The 19,021-nt window shown below is 45.1% G+C and carries 15 protein-coding genes; 11 read left to right on the top strand and 4 right to left on the bottom strand.

The window, feature by feature from the left end; translation table 11 throughout:
* Positions 1-125: 125 nt before the first annotated feature.
* The 4 genes from uvrA to GL182_RS01755 form a co-directional block, all read right to left on the bottom strand.
* A complete protein-coding gene (gene uvrA, locus GL182_RS01770; protein ID WP_163377845.1) occupies positions 126-2,975 on the bottom strand; it encodes an excinuclease ABC subunit UvrA in 2,850 nt (949 codons plus the stop codon).
* Between the two features lie 122 nt (positions 2,976-3,097).
* Entirely contained in the window at positions 3,098-4,753 is a 1,656-nt protein-coding gene (locus tag GL182_RS01765; protein WP_163377844.1) for a DUF748 domain-containing protein, read from the bottom strand.
* Between the two features lie 58 nt (positions 4,754-4,811).
* The gene (locus GL182_RS01760; protein ID WP_163377843.1) at positions 4,812-5,753 is read right to left on the bottom strand and encodes a lytic transglycosylase domain-containing protein; all 942 of its coding nucleotides are present in this window, start codon (positions 5,751-5,753) and stop codon (positions 4,812-4,814) included.
* A gap of 4 nt (positions 5,754-5,757) precedes the next feature.
* On the bottom strand, positions 5,758-6,474 hold the full coding sequence (locus GL182_RS01755; protein WP_163377842.1) for a TIGR00730 family Rossman fold protein: 717 nt from the start codon (positions 6,472-6,474) through the stop codon (positions 5,758-5,760).
* A 365-nt stretch (positions 6,475-6,839) separates the two neighbouring features.
* Between GL182_RS01755 and GL182_RS01750 the strand changes: the two genes are divergently transcribed.
* The 11 genes from GL182_RS01750 to GL182_RS01700 all read left to right on the top strand — a co-directional run bounded on the left by GL182_RS01750 (position 6,840) and on the right by GL182_RS01700 (position 19,020).
* The gene (locus tag GL182_RS01750; RefSeq protein ID WP_163377841.1) at positions 6,840-8,201 is read left to right on the top strand and encodes a GntP family permease; all 1,362 of its coding nucleotides are present in this window, start codon (positions 6,840-6,842) and stop codon (positions 8,199-8,201) included.
* 16 nt (positions 8,202-8,217) lie between these two features.
* Entirely contained in the window at positions 8,218-9,177 is a 960-nt protein-coding gene (gene denD, locus GL182_RS01745) for a D-erythronate dehydrogenase (protein WP_163377840.1), read from the top strand.
* Complete coding sequence (locus GL182_RS01740; RefSeq protein WP_163377839.1) at positions 9,174-9,926, top strand: SDR family oxidoreductase; 753 nt, start codon at positions 9,174-9,176, stop codon at positions 9,924-9,926. Before denD ends, GL182_RS01740 begins: the two co-directional genes overlap by 4 nt.
* Before the next feature lie 86 nt (positions 9,927-10,012).
* On the top strand, positions 10,013-11,983 hold the full coding sequence (locus tag GL182_RS01735; RefSeq protein WP_163377838.1) for an FG-GAP repeat domain-containing protein: 1,971 nt from the start codon (positions 10,013-10,015) through the stop codon (positions 11,981-11,983).
* A 796-nt stretch (positions 11,984-12,779) separates the two neighbouring features.
* The gene (locus tag GL182_RS01730; RefSeq protein ID WP_163377837.1) at positions 12,780-13,367 is read left to right on the top strand and encodes a hypothetical protein; all 588 of its coding nucleotides are present in this window, start codon (positions 12,780-12,782) and stop codon (positions 13,365-13,367) included.
* 176 nt (positions 13,368-13,543) lie between these two features.
* Positions 13,544-14,584 carry a sensor histidine kinase gene (locus tag GL182_RS01725; protein ID WP_163377836.1) on the top strand — a complete coding sequence of 347 codons (1,041 nt, stop codon included), beginning with the start codon at positions 13,544-13,546 and terminating at the stop codon, positions 14,582-14,584.
* A complete protein-coding gene (locus GL182_RS01720; protein WP_163377835.1) occupies positions 14,581-15,297 on the top strand; it encodes a LytR/AlgR family response regulator transcription factor in 717 nt (238 codons plus the stop codon). Before GL182_RS01725 ends, GL182_RS01720 begins: the two co-directional genes overlap by 4 nt.
* 79 nt (positions 15,298-15,376) lie before the next feature.
* Positions 15,377-15,658, top strand: a complete 282-nt coding sequence (locus GL182_RS01715) for an HPP family protein (protein WP_163377834.1) — start codon at positions 15,377-15,379, stop codon at positions 15,656-15,658.
* A gap of 17 nt (positions 15,659-15,675) precedes the next feature.
* On the top strand, positions 15,676-16,110 hold the full coding sequence (locus GL182_RS01710; protein ID WP_163377833.1) for an RrF2 family transcriptional regulator: 435 nt from the start codon (positions 15,676-15,678) through the stop codon (positions 16,108-16,110).
* A 37-nt stretch (positions 16,111-16,147) separates the two neighbouring features.
* Positions 16,148-18,007, top strand: coding sequence for a cbb3-type cytochrome c oxidase subunit I (locus GL182_RS01705; protein WP_163377832.1), 1,860 nt, complete (start codon positions 16,148-16,150; stop codon positions 18,005-18,007).
* 11 nt (positions 18,008-18,018) lie between these two features.
* Complete coding sequence (locus GL182_RS01700) at positions 18,019-19,020, top strand: cbb3-type cytochrome c oxidase subunit II (protein ID WP_163377831.1); 1,002 nt, start codon at positions 18,019-18,021, stop codon at positions 19,018-19,020.
* Position 19,021 lies beyond the last annotated feature (1 nt).

Here is a 19,021-nt window from a genome sequence, read left to right as displayed (position 1 = left end):
CAGTTTGAATAACGCCACAAAGTTGACTTAAAAATCATAACTCCCGTAGAAATGTAAATTATGAAATTTTAAAATTATCTTCGGAAAATTAATTTTATGTTAACATTAATTTTAAAAAACGGGCATCAAGCCTCTACATCTACTTTTCCTGTTAACTCCGGCTTCAAAAACCTGGCTGTATAACTGCTTTGGTGATCTACCATATCTTCGGGCTTTCCACTGAATAATATCTCTCCACCTTTCTCTCCCCCCTCAGGTCCCAGGTCCACAATATGGTCAGCCACTTTGATCACATCCATATTGTGTTCGATGATCAAAACGGTATTCCCCTTATCTACCAACCTGTTCAACACCTCCAGCAAGTGCCCGATGTCCTGAAAATGCAAGCCTGTAGTGGGTTCATCCAGAATGTAAAAAGTCTTGCCGGTATCTTTTTTCGAAAGTTCCGTGGCCAATTTTACCCGTTGCGCTTCACCTCCGGATAAAGTGGTGGCATGTTGGCCCAGGGTGATGTAATCCAGACCTACCTCATGCAAGGTTTTGACCTTCCTTAATATCTTAGGCTGATTTTCAAAAAATTCCACTGCCTGCTCCACCGTCATGTCCAGTACATCAGCGATTGATTTACCTTTAAACCTTACTTCCAGGGTTTCCCGGTTGTACCGCTTACCTTTACAGGTCTCGCAGGGAATGTGCACATCCGGAAGAAAATCCATTTCTATCAACTTCATTCCTCCACCTCCACAATCCTCGCAGCGGCCTCCCTTTACGTTAAATGAAAACCTCCCGGGTTTATATCCTCTGATTTTGGCCTCTGGAAGTTCCGTAAAAAGTGCCCTGATATCGGTAAAAACTCCTGTGTAGGTGGCCGGATTGGATCTGGGGGTTCTGCCAATGGGAGACTGGTCTACTTCTATCACCTTGTCCAAATGTTCCAATCCCCTGATCTCCTTATAGGGCAGGGGTTCCTTCCTGGAATTGTAAAATTGCCTGTTGAGCAGGGGATAAAGGGTTTCATGAATCAAAGAACTTTTGCCTGACCCGGAGACCCCCGTGACGCAGACCATGGTTCCCAAAGGAATGTCCAGATTGACCCGTTTGAGGTTATGCCCGCTAGCCCCCTTTAATTGTAATTTTTTGCCTGTTCCCTTTCTTCTTTTCCCAGGTACCGGTATACTCAGTTCCCCATTGAGGTATTTGGCTGTTAAGCTGTCAGACAATAAGAGTTGCTGGGGTGTACCACTGGCCACGATCTGTCCTCCATGCCTGCCTGCCCCGGGTCCGATATCCACCACGTGGTCGGCTTCGAGCATCATGTCGCGGTCATGTTCTACCACGATCACCGAATTACCCAAATCCCTGAGGTCTTTCAGGGCATGCGTTAACTTTACATTGTCCCTTTGATGCAATCCAATACTGGGTTCGTCCAGGATATAAAGCACCCCCACCAGCTGGGTGCCAATCTGGGTAGCCAGGCGAATCCGTTGGGCCTCACCTCCGGAAAGGGTACGCAGGGGTCGGTTCAGGGAAAGGTAATCCAGGCCTATGTCTAGTAAAAAGCCAATGCGCTTTCGTATCTCCTTAAGGACTTCCGCACCGATGATTTTTTGCCTTTCCGTCATCCGTTCCTCCAGATCAGAAAACCAGACTCCTAAAGTACTGATATCCATTTGTGCAAGTTCACCAATATGTTTTCCTGCCATTTTAAAGTGAAGGGCTTCTTTCTTCAGCCGATATCCCTCACAATCAGGACAGGTACGGCTGCTGGTGAAATCAGCGATCCATTTTTGTATTTTATCAGAGCCGCCTTCCTGCTGCTTTTGCAAAAAATTAAGTATGCCTTCAAAAGTGGTGGTCCACTTGGTTCCGGGATACTTTACGGAATCTACTGCGACTTCGGTTTTGTCACCGTAAAGCAGGGTTTGGACGACCTTATCGTCAAGTTTTGATATGGGGGTGGCCAGACTGCCCTTGTGGCGCTTGAGTATGGCCTCAATTTTCTTGAATATCCAGATATCCCGGTATTCGCCAAGGGGAGCAATCCCTCCTCTGCTGATGCTCAATGAGGGGTCCGGAATCACGCTTTCCCTGGTGATCTCCTCTATGATTCCCAGTCCATTGCAAGTGGGGCAGGCCCCGTAGGGACTATTGAAAGAAAAGGCATTTGGCGCCGGTTCATCATAACTGAGACCTGTTTTCGGATCCATCAGGAATTTGGAGAAATAATCTATTTTGCCGGATTCATCCAATAACATCATGATGCCTTTGCCAATTTGCAGGGCAGTTTTCAGGGATTGGCTAATCCTGTACCTGTCCTCCTCCTCAGCAATTACCCGATCAATCACCACCTCAATGTCATGTATTTTATAGCGGTCTACCTGCATTTTAGGCTGCACCTCCTCAAGCAATCCATCAATCCGAACCTTGGAATAGCCCATCTTCCTTACTGTTTCAAAAAGCTCCCGGTAGTGCCCTTTTCTGCCTTTTACCACAGGTGCCAGGATAGATAGTTTCTTACCTGCAAAGCCCTGGAAAATTTGATCTATGATCTGATCCTCTGTTTGCCTCACCATTTTCTCCCCGGAGAGATAGGAGAAAGCTTCACCTGCGCGGGCATAAAGCAGGCGCATAAAGTCATAAATCTCCGTTACCGTGCCTACCGTGGATCTTGGATTTTTGGAAGTGGTTTTCTGTTCAATGGAAATAACCGGAGACAAACCATTGATCTTATCCACATCTGGCCGCTCCATACCACCTAAAAATGAACGGGCATAGGCAGAAAAACTTTCCATGTAGCGCCGCTGTCCTTCCGCATAAATGGTATCAAATGCCAGCGAACTTTTCCCACTTCCACTTAATCCTGTAAAGACTACCAGCTTGTTTCTGGGAATTGCCAGGTCCAGATTTTTGAGGTTGTGTTCCCTCGCACCAAATATTTCTATGTGGTCCTGTGAGGATTGGTTTTCTGCTGACATAGGTAAAGGTTTGCGCAATAGTTGAATCGAAAGAACAAAATTAAGCATTAGGAAGCTAAAGCCCCTAATCCAAATCAAATAAACTCAAAAAGGGGCATAAGGTTCACTTTCAGCAAGGCCGCTCATTTTTCTCTCATTTCCTCCTCCGATTCACCGGTAAGGGTTGATTTTAATCCACTCAATACCAGATTCCACCAATAATGAAAAATAAATTTATGCTGCGCTCTCTTAAAATAAACATCCCCTTTGCTGAGATTACCCGACTTATTGGGATTTTGAGACCGGATCACCACCTTATTGGCTAAAAATGCACCCAGTTTTCGGAAAATATTCTGGTCCCTTTCGAAGTTTTTATCCAGGATCTCAATTTCCAGGTCCTCATATTTGACAATCACCTCCCCGGTACCCTCCAGTTCGTCGGCTTCTATATCGAAATACAAATCGTTTAACCTACCACTTTTTAAGGCCACTCTGGTGGCAGGCATGATCAGATCATTGAGTGGGGCAAGTACCATTCCTCCCACCTTCCCCTTCATAAAAAACTTGCCGTTTTCATCATTGATCAGGTAATTGGCCTGCATGTCTATCAGACCCGTCCCCATTAGTCGACCCTTGGCCAGAATTTTCAAGGTATCGTTGTCAGCGCTCTCATCCTTGACATTAGAAAACCCGGTTATTTCCCCATTGACCTGATCAAAAAATATTTTGCCTGCGGATGGGGCTTTGGTATCAGGCCGCTCCTCATAGGCAATATAGGCCCCATCGATGGATATGGTCTTTAAATCTAGCTGCCTGGGCAATTCACCAAGGATTTCATGGACCATTTTAGGCCGTTTGGTGGTATCCTCGGGTTTCCTTTTGTCTCTGAATACCTCCAGTTCCATCTGGTCCAGGTGAAGGCTAGCTGCCATAATCCTGCCTTTTCTGAAAAATTCCTGAAAATCCATCCCTTCTACCTGTAGCCGGGCATTGGACAACTCCATCCAGTTGGTTTCCTTCTCAAATTTATTGATGTATTCGTATTTATCCAGTTTGTTATGAAAGGAGACCTGCTCAATTACCATCCTCTGATCCGTGGTATTGAAAGAAAGATCTTTCGTACTGATCGTATTCATGTACTCGTTGACATGCACCTGGGCCTCGTCCATGTAACCTTCTATATTGTCTACGGAGAAAAGGGCCTCCGGACTTTCTTTATCTTCCCTGCTGAGGTTAAATCCATCTGCAAAAACAAATAAATCCTTGATGGACAATCTCACAGAATCCGTGGCAGCATCCTTGTTTTCGAAGGATACCTGATTTACCCGCAAGTGATTTAACCCTATATTTTGGTAATCCTTACCTTCATTACCCCCTTCCAGCTCATCTTTACCTAATTCTTCCCAATCAGGAGTTACCGTTTCCAAGAGGACATTTTCTATATAAGCCGAGTCTAATTTGATACTGTTAAAAAACAAAAAATCCACCCAGCGAAAGCCCGTAAGGCTGGCCTCTTCAAAGCTTAAATGAAATTTGATTTTCTCAACATCCTCCAGGCCTTCCCCCGGCATGATATCGACTGATTCCATTTTTAAAAATGTTCCCCTGTAGTCGTAATCTAATTGGATATTACCAAAATGCACCTCATGCCCGGCAAAATCGTTTGTCCGGGTAATCATGTTGCGGACAATCCTCTCGGCATTGTTGTTCAGGTAATTGTTTACGAGCAAGGGCAATAGCTGAAACAGGGCAAATAGTACCCCGGCGAAAATGAGCAGCAGAATAACAGGCTTTTTCATGTAGGTAAGGATTGCCTGTTAAGATACTGATAAATTTTTATCCTTCAATAACTTTTTCTTAAACAGGTAGTTTTATGACATAAGTTCGGCCTCTCCTCACACTGAGCTGCCTGTTTATCAGCCATGGATTATAGATTTTCACTTCTTTGTAATTACTGCCCTCGGACCTTGCCCATTCGGCCAGGTCACTGATGCTTTCTGAGACTTCAATCTCCTTCAGGGGAGGAAGTGCATACAGGTCATCCTGTTGCAGCTCAAAGCCGAATTTGCCCGGATGCTCAAAAATCTCTTTCAGTGCAAGTGCTCTGAACAAATACCTGCTGGTTTCTTCATTCAGGTACAGGTCATAGTAATTTGGACTCAGCTGCTGATTTTTCCTTCGGGTAATTCCTGCGATACCCATGTTATAACTGGCCGCTACACTGGTCCAGTTACCAAACTTTCCATAGGATGACCTGAGGTATTTGCAGGCAGCAAGGGTTGATTTTTCAAAATGGTACCTTTCGTCTACATCCCTGCTTACTTCCAAACCAAAATCACCTGCGGTACCTTTCATAAACTGCCAAAAACCCTTGGCCCCCGCAGGGGAAGTTACATTCATCAAGCCGGACTCTATCAGGGCTACATATTTAAAATCCTCTGGTATGCCATTTTCCTTCAGGGTTTGCTCAATGAATGGAAAGAATTTACCGGCCCTCTTCATCATCAAAAGCGTATTGGATTCCCAATAGGCATTGACATAAACTTCTCTTTCGTAGCGTTCATAGACTTCAGGGTCTTCCATGGGTACTTTTTCGCCGGCAAATTCGGGTGCTTCCAGAAGGTCGAATATTTTTACCCTTGGAAGTTGACTCGCCTGAGCTTCCCTTATTTCAGCCACATTGTCGCCGGAAGCTTGAAATTCTTTTTCCTTGCCAACTGGATTGAAAAACAAATATCCGATCAGTACAAACTGTATGGCGATAAGAAAATATAAATAGTTAAGGTGTTTGGAGTCCAATTGCTTAATAATTTGGAGATAAAAGATATTTGCTGTAAAAATTATCAATGACAGCTACCGCCTCATCCGCAGTATCTACCAGGGCAAATAGGTCCAGGTCTTCTTTATTGATGTTGTGATGGGCACTCAGCACCACCTCCTTGATCCAGTCAATGAGTCCCCCCCAATAACCCTTTCCCACCAGTACTATAGGAAACCTGCCGATTTTCTTGGTCTGGATCAGGGTCAACGCTTCAAACAATTCGTCTAGGGTGCCGAAACCGCCAGGAAGTACAATAAAACCCTGGGCATATTTGGTGAACATCACCTTTCGGACAAAGAAGTAATCAAAGGTTATCAACTTGTCAGGGTCGATATAGATGTTATTGAATTGTTCGAAGGGCAATAGGATATTCAAACCCACAGACTTGCCTTTCTCGGTATGGGCACCTTTATTTCCGGCTTCCATGATCCCCGGGCCTCCCCCTGTTATCACCCCATAGCCATGTCTTACCAATTTGCCTGCAATGGCTTCTGCTACCTGGTAATAATGGTTGTCTGACTGGGTTCGGGCGGATCCAAAAAGAGACACACAAGGTCCGATTTTGGCCAACTTTTCAAAACCTTCGACAAATTCACTGATGACTTTGAATACTGCCCAGGAATCTGCACTTTTTATTTCTGCCCAGTCTCTTTCCTTAAAAGCTTTCTTTATCTTATCTTCTTCTTTCAACTGCTCCATGTTTTCGATTTTCAAAAAATCAATCCAGATTACAAAATTACTGCTTGTTCACCAGTCAATATATCCGATTAAAACAAAGGAAGCAAGCAAAGAATTCATGTCTTTATAAATTTCTTTCAGATGTTTCAGCTTGTCCTGGAGCGACGAAGATCGGGATAGCCTGTCCCGATCGTAAACCAGGAGCACCCCGCATGCTTCCCGTCGATAACTGTCGGTGCTATCGAGGCATTCCACCATGTAACATTTTCGTCATGCTTGTCTGTCTCAGGCAGGCTCGATTTCCTATCCATTTCTCCGTTTCAAAAAAAACCTGTATCAAAACATAAAAATGGTTTAAATCCAAGAAATTTTTCTTTAATTAAAGCATGTTTTCAATTTTCCATGCCGTTTATTGGCCATTTGTCATCCTGCTATCCAGTATTGGATTGGTAACATTGCTGATTTCAAAATGGCGGTTTCATCCGTTTATTGCACTGGTATTGGCAGCGGTGTATGTAGGATTGCTCAGCCCTGATCTGATAGCAGAAGGTGGCTTGGTAGCAGCGCTCGAGTCACCCATGCAAGCGCTGGGTACCATGGCAGGCAATATTGCATGGGTCATCGCCCTGGCAGCCATCATCGGATCGGCCATGATGGAAAGTGGGGCAGCAGCAAACATCGTCAACCAGCTTCTTAAAACGATGGGAGAAAAACGGGCCTCCCTGGCTTTGATGCTTGCCGGTTTTATCCTTTCTGTGCCGGTATTTCTGGACACGGTGTTCTTTTTGCTGATACCACTGGGCATCACCCTGGCTTTAAAAACAGGAAAAGACTACGTTTTGTATGTCACCGCCATAGGGGGAGGTGCTGCCATTACACACAGCATTGTGCCTCCCACTCCGGGACCGTTGATTATGGCTGAAACCATGGGCATAGACCTGGGAATCGTGATCCTTACAGGGCTGGCTTTGGGTATTTTACCCGCAATTTTGGTAATCTGGGTAGGTAAAAAGATGAACCGCAGGCTCAATATTCCAGTAAGGATCCATTCAAATGATTCACCCAAAGTTGCCAAAGAGCTGTCACTTTCTCTGTCTCTCGCACCCATCATTCTTCCCATCATTCTGATAGGAACCGCCTCTTTGTATGAAGCCATTACGGGTCAAATACCGGAGGGACTGGCCCTAATAGGAAATAAGAATGCGGCCATGGCAGCCGGTACGGGTCTTGCCCTGTATTTATGGGCCAGATCCCAAAACCTTGGTGCAAATGACCTCTGGACCAAAATCGGAAAACCACTGGAAATAGGCGGTCTGATCATTTTGATTACCAGTGCAGGCGGGGCATACGGAGCCATGATCGGACAAAGCGGTATTGGGGATGCCATCAAACAGGCCACAGCAGGACTTGATCTGCACCTGGTGCCCCTGGCCTGGCTCATAGCCGCTGTGCTGAAAACCGCTCAGGGTTCCGGCACAGTAGCCATGATTTCCAGTGCAGCCATCATTACGGCCTTGCTGGGAAACAATTTTGACCTGCCCTATCATCCTGTTTACCTGTTGATGGCTATGGGATTTGGTTCCCTTTTTGTATCTTGGATGAATGATAGTGCCTTCTGGGTAGTGGCCAGAATGAGTGGGCTTACCGAAAAAGAAGCCCTTAAAACATGGACCTTTTTATTGGCCATCATATCGTTGGCAGGGATGTTGCAAGTTTGGCTGCTGACCTGGATAATACCTTTAGTTTAAAATTAACCCATTAACCATGCATGTATTGATTATCGGTGCAGGAGGATTTATCGGTAGCCGGCTGGCTATGGAATACCGGCAAAAAAATCCGAATGCTTCCATCAGTCTTTTTGACCTCCACATTCCTGAGGCATTGAAAGAAAACCCAGGTTTTTCCTGTATAACCGGAAATTTTGGGGACCCCGCACAAACGGACCCCCTACTGGAAAAAAAACCTGACTTGATTTTCCACCTGGCTGCCGTGGTAAGCGGGGAAGCAGAGAAGAATTTTGACCTGGGCATGCAGGTCAACCTTAGGGGCTCATTGCACCTGTTGGAAAAATGCCGGGAGCTGGGACATCAGCCCCGCATCGTTTTTGCCAGTTCCTGCGGGATTTTTGGTGGAGATGTCCATCAGGTCATTACAGAAAACACCGCCCCCAAACCCAGAAGCTCCTATGGCACTCAAAAGGCTATCGTTGACCTGCTGATGAATGACTACAGCCGCAGGGGATTTGTAGATGCCCGCTGCCTGAGGCTACCCACCATTACCGTGCGCCCCGGAAAACCCAATGCCGCTACTTCCTCCTTTTTAAGCGGTATTATCCGCGAACCACTGAACGGGCAGCAAGCCAGCTATCCGGTAGATCCTGCCTCCGAGTTCTGGATTCTGTCTCCCAAACAAGTGGTAAAAAACCTGATCCATGCGGCCGCATTGGAGGCTGAAGTGATCGGTGAGGACCGGACCATTAACCTGCCGGGTCTTACCGTTTCTGTGCAACACATGATCGACTGCCTGGAAAAAGTAGCGGGTCCGGAAATAACCCAACTCCTTAACCACAAGCCGGATGACTTTCTCCAAAGTATCGTCCTGACCTGGCCTCCCCATTTCAATACCCAAAAAGCAGATCAACTTGGATTTACAGCCGACAGGGATGTGGAGGAAATTATCCGGAACTATGTCCGGGAAGAAAACATACAACTTCAAAATTCATGACTCAAAAAACCAAAACTGCCATCATCACCGGTGCCGGTTCGGGAATAGGACGAGCAGTGGCTCAAGCCCTGGCTGAAGAACAGTGGACCCTGATACTCACCGGAAGAAGAAAAGAAAAACTGGAAGAAACAGCCCAACTTTGTGCCGGGAACACTCACCTGGTCTGCCCCGCAGATATCACCGACCCCGCCGATGTCAGGCAACTCTTTCTTAAGACCGAAAAAAACTTTGGCCGGCTGGACCTGCTGTTTAACAATGCCGGGGTAAATGCCCCATCAGTACCTTTAGAAGAGCTGGCATTTGCCGATTGGAAGATGGTTATTGACACCAATCTGACCGGAGCTTTTCTTTGTACACAGGAGGCCTTCAGGTTGATGAAAAAGCAGCAGCCCAGAGGCGGCCGCATCATCAATAACGGCTCCATATCCGCACAGATTCCCAGGCCCTTATCAGTGGCTTATACTGCAAGCAAACACGCCGTTACCGGTCTTACCCGCTGCACCAATCTGGACGGCAGAGCACATGATATCGTCTGTGGGCAGATCGATATTGGCAATGCCAGAAGTGCGATGACCACAAAGATAGAAAAGGGTATCCTGCAGGCTGACGGGAGCCACAAGATAGAACCCACCATGGATGTAACAGAGGTAGGCCGGGCAGTGGTGTACATGGCGGGCTTGCCGCTGGACACCAATATCCCCTGGATTACCCTGATGGCCAATGGTATGCCTTATATGGGTAGGGGATAATGGCCCATTTTACTCCTACCGTGGTAGCATATAAAAAACGCATTTTAAAATTCTCTTCATTGATACCCCGGTTAAAAGATTCTCTTATGTCAACCTCCTTTCGTAATTGCCTCGTACTTCTTGTCTCCACCCTGATGCTGGGCTCAGCCTGTCAGGAACCGCAGACAATAGGAACTGAAGTCGACTCTGAATTCTACCGGGTCAATTACAACCGTCCGGATGCCACCTCCTTTCTGGGAGTGGGGCTTTGGGCCTGGCCCCTGCCCATGGACTACGATGGGGATGGAGACATGGACCTGCTGGTTTCCTGTCCGGATAAGCCATTTAACGGGCTTTACTTTTTCGAAAATACCAGCGGAGCGGCTTTTCCTGATTTTGCTCCGCCCGTCAGATTGGGAGATGCCATTCCCAAGGTTCAGGTTTCCCATACCGGATTGGGAGAGCCTAAGGTAACCATTCCAGGGGCTGTACTCCGGAACTTTCTGACTGCCTTGGATTCCCTTCCAGAGGCATTGTTTCCAGTCGAGGAACTCACCAAGGATTTGGGGAAAAACCCCCGTTTTAATCAATGGAAAATGGCCGACTACGATGGAGATGGAGACCTGGATATATTGGTGGGTATGGACGACTGGTCAGACTATGGCTGGGACAATGCCTACGACAGCACGGGGAATTGGGTAAACGGTCCCCTGCATGGCTATGTATACCTATTGGAGAACAAAGACGGGGAATACCATAACCGGGGACGACTCCAGGCCAGGGGAAAAGAAATAGATGTGTACGGTGCCCCTTCTCCCAACCTGGCCGATTTTGACGGGGATGGGGACCTGGACTTGATTTGTGGAGAATTTTTAGATCGGTTGACTTACTTTGAAAATGTGGGTACCCGTGAAAAACCCGAATATGCCGCCGGTGTGTTTATGGAAAACCAGCAAGGCCCTATCAAAATGGACCTGGAGATGATCATTCCAGTTGCCGTAGACTGGGACCAGGACGGCCATGTGGACCTGATCGTAGGAGATGAAGACGGAAGGGTAGCCTGGATACGAAATACCGGAAAAATGCATCATGGCATCCCGGAATTTACTTCACCCCGGTATTTCCGTCAACAGGCGGATCATTTAAAATTCGGAGCCCTGGTCACTCCGGTAAGCGTGGATTGGGACAATGACGGAGATGAAGACCTGATCGCTGGAAATTCCGCCGGGTACATTGCCTTTATAGAAAACCTGACTGGGGGACCCAATCCAAGTTGGGCTGAACCCGAATTATTGGAAGTCAATGGCGAAGCCATTCGCATACAGGCCGGAGAGAATGGCTCCATTCAGGGTCCGGCGGAAGCCAAGTGGGGCTATACCACCCTCTCAGTTGCCGACTGGGATGGAGATGGTCATCAGGATATCATTTTCAATTCCATCTGGGGTAAGGTGGAATGGATCCGGAATACCGGCACAGAACTAAAAGCGCCCCAGCCTGTGAAGGTAGATTGGGGCAAACAGGATCCACCCTACCCTGCCTGGAACTGGTGGAAGCCGGAAGCGGACGAACTGGTCAGTCAATGGCGGACCACTCCCTATGCCATTGACTGGAATGAGGATGGTGTCATGGACCTGATCATGCTGGACCAGGATGGTTATTTGACCTGGTATCAGGGCGACAGCAAAGCGGGTGAAACCATCCTGCAGCCCGGAAAAAGAATCTTTTATGGAGAAAATGGAGCTACTTTCAATAATAAAAATGAAGTACAGGACACCGGAAACGGACTTTTAAGGTTAAATATCGCTGAGGCGGGAAGCAGCGGCAGAAGGAAAATCAGTTTTGTAGACTATGACAATGATGGGGACCTGGACCTGTTGGTCAACAGCCTGAACGTATCTTTATTTGAGAATATCAGTCAAAACCCGGACAAAGTAGTATTCGAACACAAAGGCACTTTAACGGATAAAATGCTGGCCGGACACACCACCAGTCCTACCTTTGTGGATTGGAACAATGATGGTATTCCAGAGGTATTGGCCGGAGCCGAGGATGGACATTTTTACCACCTGCCCAGGTAAAAAATTAGGGTATCTTAATTATTTTCCGGCCTGAATCCGGATAATTTGGGTTAAAACATTGGGGTTTTCCCTGGTGAATAAAAGTACTTTATCCTATCCTCTGTAGGTTCGCAAAAACTTTTACCGCAAGATTTTCCCGGTTTATCCCTTTTAAAAACCGATAGGAATATATTAAATACCTAAATCAAATCGAATTTTGAAAAAATATTTTTCACTTGTCTTTTAATCATTAGTTTGCTTAATTAGATTATCCTGGTTTTATAAATTAGACCTTTATCTTGTGAATTGATTCTTCTTTCCTCTTTCTTTTTGTCTTGAAACAAAAAGAAACAAAAAATTCAAGACAAAAAAATCCTTCCTCCCGCCATCCTGCCGCACACCTCCTGAGAAAATTCAGGACAGGTCGGTTTTTTGTCAGCCCAACGCTCTTTTCGTACATCAATGAAATTTTCTTTTTGTTTATTAGCCTCCAAATTTATTTGGACAAATGTTCCATCGACTAAAAATAGGGAAAAAACCATCCGTAGAAAATGCTATTTTTCCAGCAACACCACTTGTGATTCATCTTATATCCGGATAAATGGGGTTAATACCTTGGGTTTATCTCTGGGAAAAAAGTACTTTTTCCTATCCACAGCAGATTCGCAGAAACTTTCACCGCAAACTTTTTAGAGTTCATCGCAAACTTTCCCCGGTTTATCTCCTTCCCGGATTTAAGCCTTTCATACTCCTTATGTTTGTCATGTAATACATTCATCATCAGTCTGTCAGTTGGCAGACCTAAAATTGTAAAAACATGAAAAATTTAATGAAAATTTCCGCAATAGCAGCTTTTGTACTTGTATCCCTGACCAGCATGACACCAGTACCCCCCAACAGCCTGATCAGTAGCAACGAAGGTAAGAACCTGTACTTTAGCCTAGACTCCCATTCAAAGTCCTCTACCATAAAAATCTCAGACCAAACAGCCAATACCCTGTTTTATACCACCGTGTACGACAACGACTATGCAAAAAAGTTTAACCTGGAACAATTGGCAGCAGGCACCTATTACTTTACGGTGGACAACCCTCAGGCCAGTGTGACTTATACCCTGGAGCTCAAAGGGGATAAAATAGCCATCACCCAAAAAGAGGAGAAAATCAATTCATCTGTTTTTCAGGTTGTTGGTGATAAAGTAATTTTCACTTTATCAGACAAGGACCTCAAAAAGGTGGACATAAAAATCACCAATAGCAACAAAGACGAAGTTTTCAGAGAATCAGCAAGCGTTGATGGAAGCTTTGACAAGGTTTTCAATTTTGAAAAAGCCATCAAAGACCAATACACCATCAGCATAAAGGATGGAAAAAAGACCTATCTCCAACATTTTACGGTAGGTTAACCACTGAAACTTCGGCTATCAAACATTGACTGCCCTGGTGAAACCGGTCTAAACAGACCGGTTTCTTTTTTTACTGCAGGTACCATCCGGGGATCCGCCAGGTTTGCGCCAAAAAAATGCATCAAAATGCTTATCTTACTATTCGTTATCTTGCCTCTAAATACCAACCCAACCGAATGAGAAGCCCAAAAACTTTTTTTCAAAAGTACCAAACCGCCATCATCCATGTCCTGGCCTGGTCTATCTTTTTTCTGCTACCTGTAATTTTCCAGCAGGGGTATCAGGATGACCGGTCTCGTTCCGTCCATAGTGGCGAATTTCTCAGCTTGAATACCCTGACGAGTGTTTTTTGGGTCCTGCTTTTCTACCTGAATACGCTCATCCTGATTCCAAAATTGCTCTACCATAAAAAATTCCTTTGGTACTTTTTGATTCATTTGTGCTTTTTCCTCCTTGTCATATATTTTCACAGGCTCTTGTTTGGCTTACTGTTACCGGATTTATCTTTTGTTTTTTACAGGTCGGCCTTCTATAATGGATTTCCCTTTATTTTTGTGGTACTGGCCGCCATAGCCTTCAGGGCTGTGTCAGACAAGATCAAATCGGATAGCATGGCCAACGAAAGGCTAAAGGAAAATTTAAAGACCGAACTGGCCTTTCTTCGTTCCCAAATCAGCCCCCATTTTATTTTGAACATACTGAATAATATGGTGGCCTTGGCACGCATGAAAAGTGAGGCATTGGAACCCTCTTTGATGAAGCTTTCCTCCCTGATGCGGTACATGCTTTTCGAGACTGACGAGGAAAAGGTACCATTGAAAACTGAGTTGGAATATTTGCAAAGCTATATGGACCTTCAGCAACAACGGATCGGAAGCCGCTTAAAACTGGTGGCAGATTTGCAGGCCACAGAAGACTGGCATAGCCTCGAGCCCATGCTCCTTATTCCTTTTGTGGAGAATGCCCTGAAACATGGTACGGGAATGATCCCCGATCCCGCCATCTACATAAGCCTAAAAACAAAAGATAGCCAACTCCATTTTTCGGTAAAAAATAAATATAGTAACCAGGAGGAGACCAGGGACCCTATTTCAGGGATAGACCTGGCCAATGTGAGCAGAAGGCTGGAGCTGCTCTATGGCAGCAACCACAGCCTCAGCATTGAAAAAACCGATGGTTGGTTTACCGTCAACCTACAATTAACCTTTAAGCCATGATCAATTGTATCGCCATAGACGATGAGCCCCTGGCCCTTGAATTACTTAAGGACAACATCAGAAAGGTGCCCTTTTTAAAATTAGTAGCGACCTGCAGCAATGCCTTTGAGGCTATGGAGGCCATGCGTGAACAGCCAGTAGATCTGTTGATTACCGATATTCAAATGCCCGGCATGTCAGGTTTGGAACTGATATCCAGTCTCCAGAAAAAACCGATGGTCATTTTTTTGACTGCTTACAAACAATACGCCGTAGACAGTTATGACCTTGATGTGGTGGATTACCTGGTAAAACCCGTCGCTTTGGAGCGCTTTGTAAAAGCCTGCCACCGGGCGAAGGAACTTCATGAATTGAAAACGGGCCCTTCCCCTACTTCCAAAGCTATGCCTGTTGCCGACCATTTTTTTGCCCAGGTAGATTACAGTCAGTTCAAAATCAGGTTTGATGATATCCTTTGGCTGAAAGGCTATGGGGATTATATCAAATTTCACCTTAAAAGTGCCGCTCAGCCCCTTGTGGTGCGGATGAGCTTTAAGGAGTTTGAAAAGGTAATGCCACCAAATAAATTTATTCGTATCCATAAGTCCTATGCGGTAGCCCTGTCCGAAATTACCGCCATCCGCAAAAACAGCCTATTTTTAGGAGATCAGGAGTTTTCCATTGGTGAATCCTACCGGGAAGCGGTAGAAAAATGGATGAGTAGTGGGGGGTAATTTCCTGGCCGGAACATTGCGAAGAAAACCCAAATAGATTGGTTTTTAATTCGCGGACAATGGAGGAATTCGAGCATAAATGAAGTGGTCCATAGGATTGACCCCGGCCCAGGCTGTTGCGCTATCTATTTTAGCCATGCAATATTCCAAAACATTACACTCGTCTGAAGGAGCTATCGCTTTAATAGCAAATACAGGTTCTTCGGAAATTAGGGAAATGAGCTGTTTTTATGTAATCAATGCGGTTTTAACCGGGGTTATTATCCTCATTAAATTGGTCCTTGGCGATTTAGGTTGGAAAGGAAGCAGTTTTATTTACGATAAATTTGTCGTAAATAGAAAAAGTTGCTATTTTTGTTAAAATAACTGACCAATATCATGTTTTCCAAGTCCTGTGAATACGGTATCAAGGCCATCATCTATATCGCCACCAGATCGCTGGAGGGTGAAAGGGTTAAAATAGGAGAGGTGAGCAAAGGAATTAATGCTCCTGAGGCGTTTACGGCCAAAATCCTAACTTCCTTGATTAAAAAGAAAATCCTGGAGTCCAGAAAAGGACCGTATGGAGGTTTTATCATTAGCATAAAAAGGATAGCGGAAATTAAAGTCAGTGAAATCGTTTCAGCCATTGATGGTGAGGATATTTACATAGGCTGTGGCCTTGGTCTTGAGGAATGTAACAGTAGTCAACCCTGTCCTATGCATGATAAGTTTGTCAAAATAAGAGAAGAACTTAGAGAGATGCTTGAAAGTACTACTATTCTTGAATTGGCCACTGGTTTAAAATCAGGCAAGACCCTTTTGATCAGATAAAAAAAATTTCAACCTATTTCCGATAATTTTATCCAAAATGTATATCAGAAAGTTTTATATCAGTCTATTAGCTATTTTTGTCCTTTTTCCAAAGGTGGTATTCGCTCAACCTACTCCAAACCCAGATACCTCGAACTGGCTGTCAAGCCCTGGAATAATAGGCACTATTTTGCTGGTAGTAATAGTGCTTGTCATCGCCATATTCATCCTGACCCTGAAGGCTTCGGCCTATTTCACCCAGCTTCAAACCAGGACTGAAAGAAATAAGAAAATTGAATTCGGTGAAAGGCTTCTGGAAATGGACGAAACGGAGATTGACAGCGTTTTGGAAAAACGCAAGAAAGCAGTTTCCTATCGATTGTCCGGCGATGAACTGGGAAGCAATCTGGAAGTGGATGACAGCAGGGGTATCATTGCAGCGATAACTCATGAGCCTGGCAATCCCCTTGTAGATGAAAAGAAAAAGTCCCCCATCACCATTGATACACCCTTTCACCTGAAAAAAATGATTACCTGGTATATCGGAGCGGCTGTTTTCTGGCTGGTATTCGGTACGCTAATCGGTCAATACCTGGGGTTGAAATTTATCTGGCCCGAAATGGATGCTATTTCCTGGCTTTCCTTTGGAAGGTTGAGGCCAGTACATACCAATGCGGTTTTTTGGGGTTGGGCTTCCCTTGCCATGATCGGATTGGGATATTTTGTGATCACAAGGACTTCCAATAACAAATTATACAGTTATAAACTTGCTTGGTATGCCTGGTGGTTGATGAACAGCAGTGTTGCAATAGGCAGCCTGTTGTTAATGTCTGGAGTTAACAACGGTGGAGGTGAATACAGAGAATATATATGGCCGGTGGCCCTTCTTTTTGCCATTGGGATGGTCCTGACGTTCTACAATTTCTACCAAACGGTGGCCCATCGAAAAATAGATGAAATCTACGTGTCAAACTGGTACCTATTGGGAGGTCTGGGGTGGACCATAATTCTGGTTATAATCGGCTATCTACCCATGTATCAGGATGGTTTGGGAGAGACCGTGATCCAGGGATATTACATGCACCAGGGTGTGGGCATGTGGTTTATGACCTTTACCTTAGGCCTAATTTACTATTACCTTCCGTCATCTCTTAACAAGCCGATTTATTCTTATTCGCTGGGAGTTTTGGCATTTTGGACCCAGATGTTGTTTTATACACTCATTGGTACCCACCATTTTGTTTTTAGCCCTTTGCCCTGGTGGCTACAGACGGTAGCCATCGTATTCAGTGCCGGTATGCTGATACCGGTAGTAGCCGGAACAACCAACTTCCTGATGACCATGAGGGGTAGTTGGAATGAAATTACCAAGAGCTATGTACTACCTTTCTTCTTGGTTGGAGTAGTATTTTATTTTGTCGGATCCGCCCAGGGGAGTCTGCAAGCCTTTCGATTCACAAATTTCATATGGCATTTTACAGACTTTAATGTGGCCCATTCGCATATGACCATGTACGGCATCATCACCTTTATCCTTTGGGCTTGCGTGTACGCCATTCTTCCTAAAATAACAGGCAGAGAACCTAAGCAAATCATGGTGGGGATGCATTTCTGGATGGCATTCATTGGCCTGTTTGCTTACATGGTATCTCTGATGGTTGGGGGAACCATGAAGGGACTGAGTTGGATAGAAGGTAAACCGTTTATTGAATCCGTCATCCTGATGCAACCTTTCTGGCTTTGGAGGGCTATCGGTGGAACGCTTATGTTCATCTCCCACCTGCTTTTTGCCTATAATTTCTTCTATATAACTGGAAATCAAAGAAATCCAATGCTACATCCAAAAATAAATGGGCCAGATACGGAAAATCGGGAAACAATTTATCCAGGCCCAAAGAACAAAACAGTCACCTTTTAACTGAATTTGAAATGTTAGATTTTCATAAGAATCATAAACTCCTGGTGGGCACAGCGCTATTCGGATTTTTGATGCTGAGTACTTTTGTTGCCCTGGTACCTGCCTTTCAGATCCAACAAACCCAGCCCCTCCCCAGTATGGAGACCTTCTCGGAGGAGGAATTAAAAGGCCTGCACATTTATGTACAGGAAAACTGTATGTCATGCCACACACAACAGGTGAGAAATATAGAAATGGACAATACCTGGGGCAAACGGCCTTCCATCCCTTCCGATTATTACTACAGCAAGCAAAGGCAGGATCTATGGAGGCAATCTCCATCACTTTTGGGAAGTGAAAGAACCGGTCCCGATCTCACGGACGTGGGGCAAAGGCAATCTGGAATGGAATGGCATTTACTTCACCTTTATAATCCAAGAATTGTAGTCAAGGAATCCATTATGCCTTCCTATCCATGGTTATTCGACCTTAAAGAAGAGTCGAAAATACGGGATACAGACCATTTGGTTCCTGTTCCACAAGAATTCCTAAATTCATCAACGAAAAAGGTGGTTGCTTCCCAAAAAGCCTTGAACCTGGTGGCCTATCTTCAATCTCTGAAGCAAGCCGAAATGCCTCAAAATACTTCTGTAAGCTTCATACCTTCCTCTAAAGAGAACGAATCTTTCGACGATTCAGACGAGGAGTTGCTTCCGGATGGCGAGAATTTGTATATGAATAATTGTGCCGCCTGCCATCAGGCTGATGGGAGCGGATTGTCGGGAGCTTTTCCTCCCTTGGCCGGAAGCACCATTGTCAATGATGAAAATCCCGAAACTTTGATCCGAATCATCATGGAGGGCTATGATGCCAGACCAGAATTTGGGGTAATGGCAGGCTTTCAGGAGACGCTTTCTGATGAGGAAATTGCGGCGATTGTTAACCATGAACGCTCAAGCTGGGGAAATGCTGCCGATGCTGTCACTATTGACGAGGTAAAAGAAATCAGGTCATTTGTAAATTCACTTAAATAAT

It is taken from the genome of Cyclobacterium sp. SYSU L10401, from assembly GCF_010993705.1.
Lineage (GTDB): Bacteria > Bacteroidota > Bacteroidia > Cytophagales > Cyclobacteriaceae > Cyclobacterium.
The sequence above is the reverse complement of the archived record's forward strand: the minus strand, read 5'-3'. Positions and strand labels throughout refer to the sequence as shown.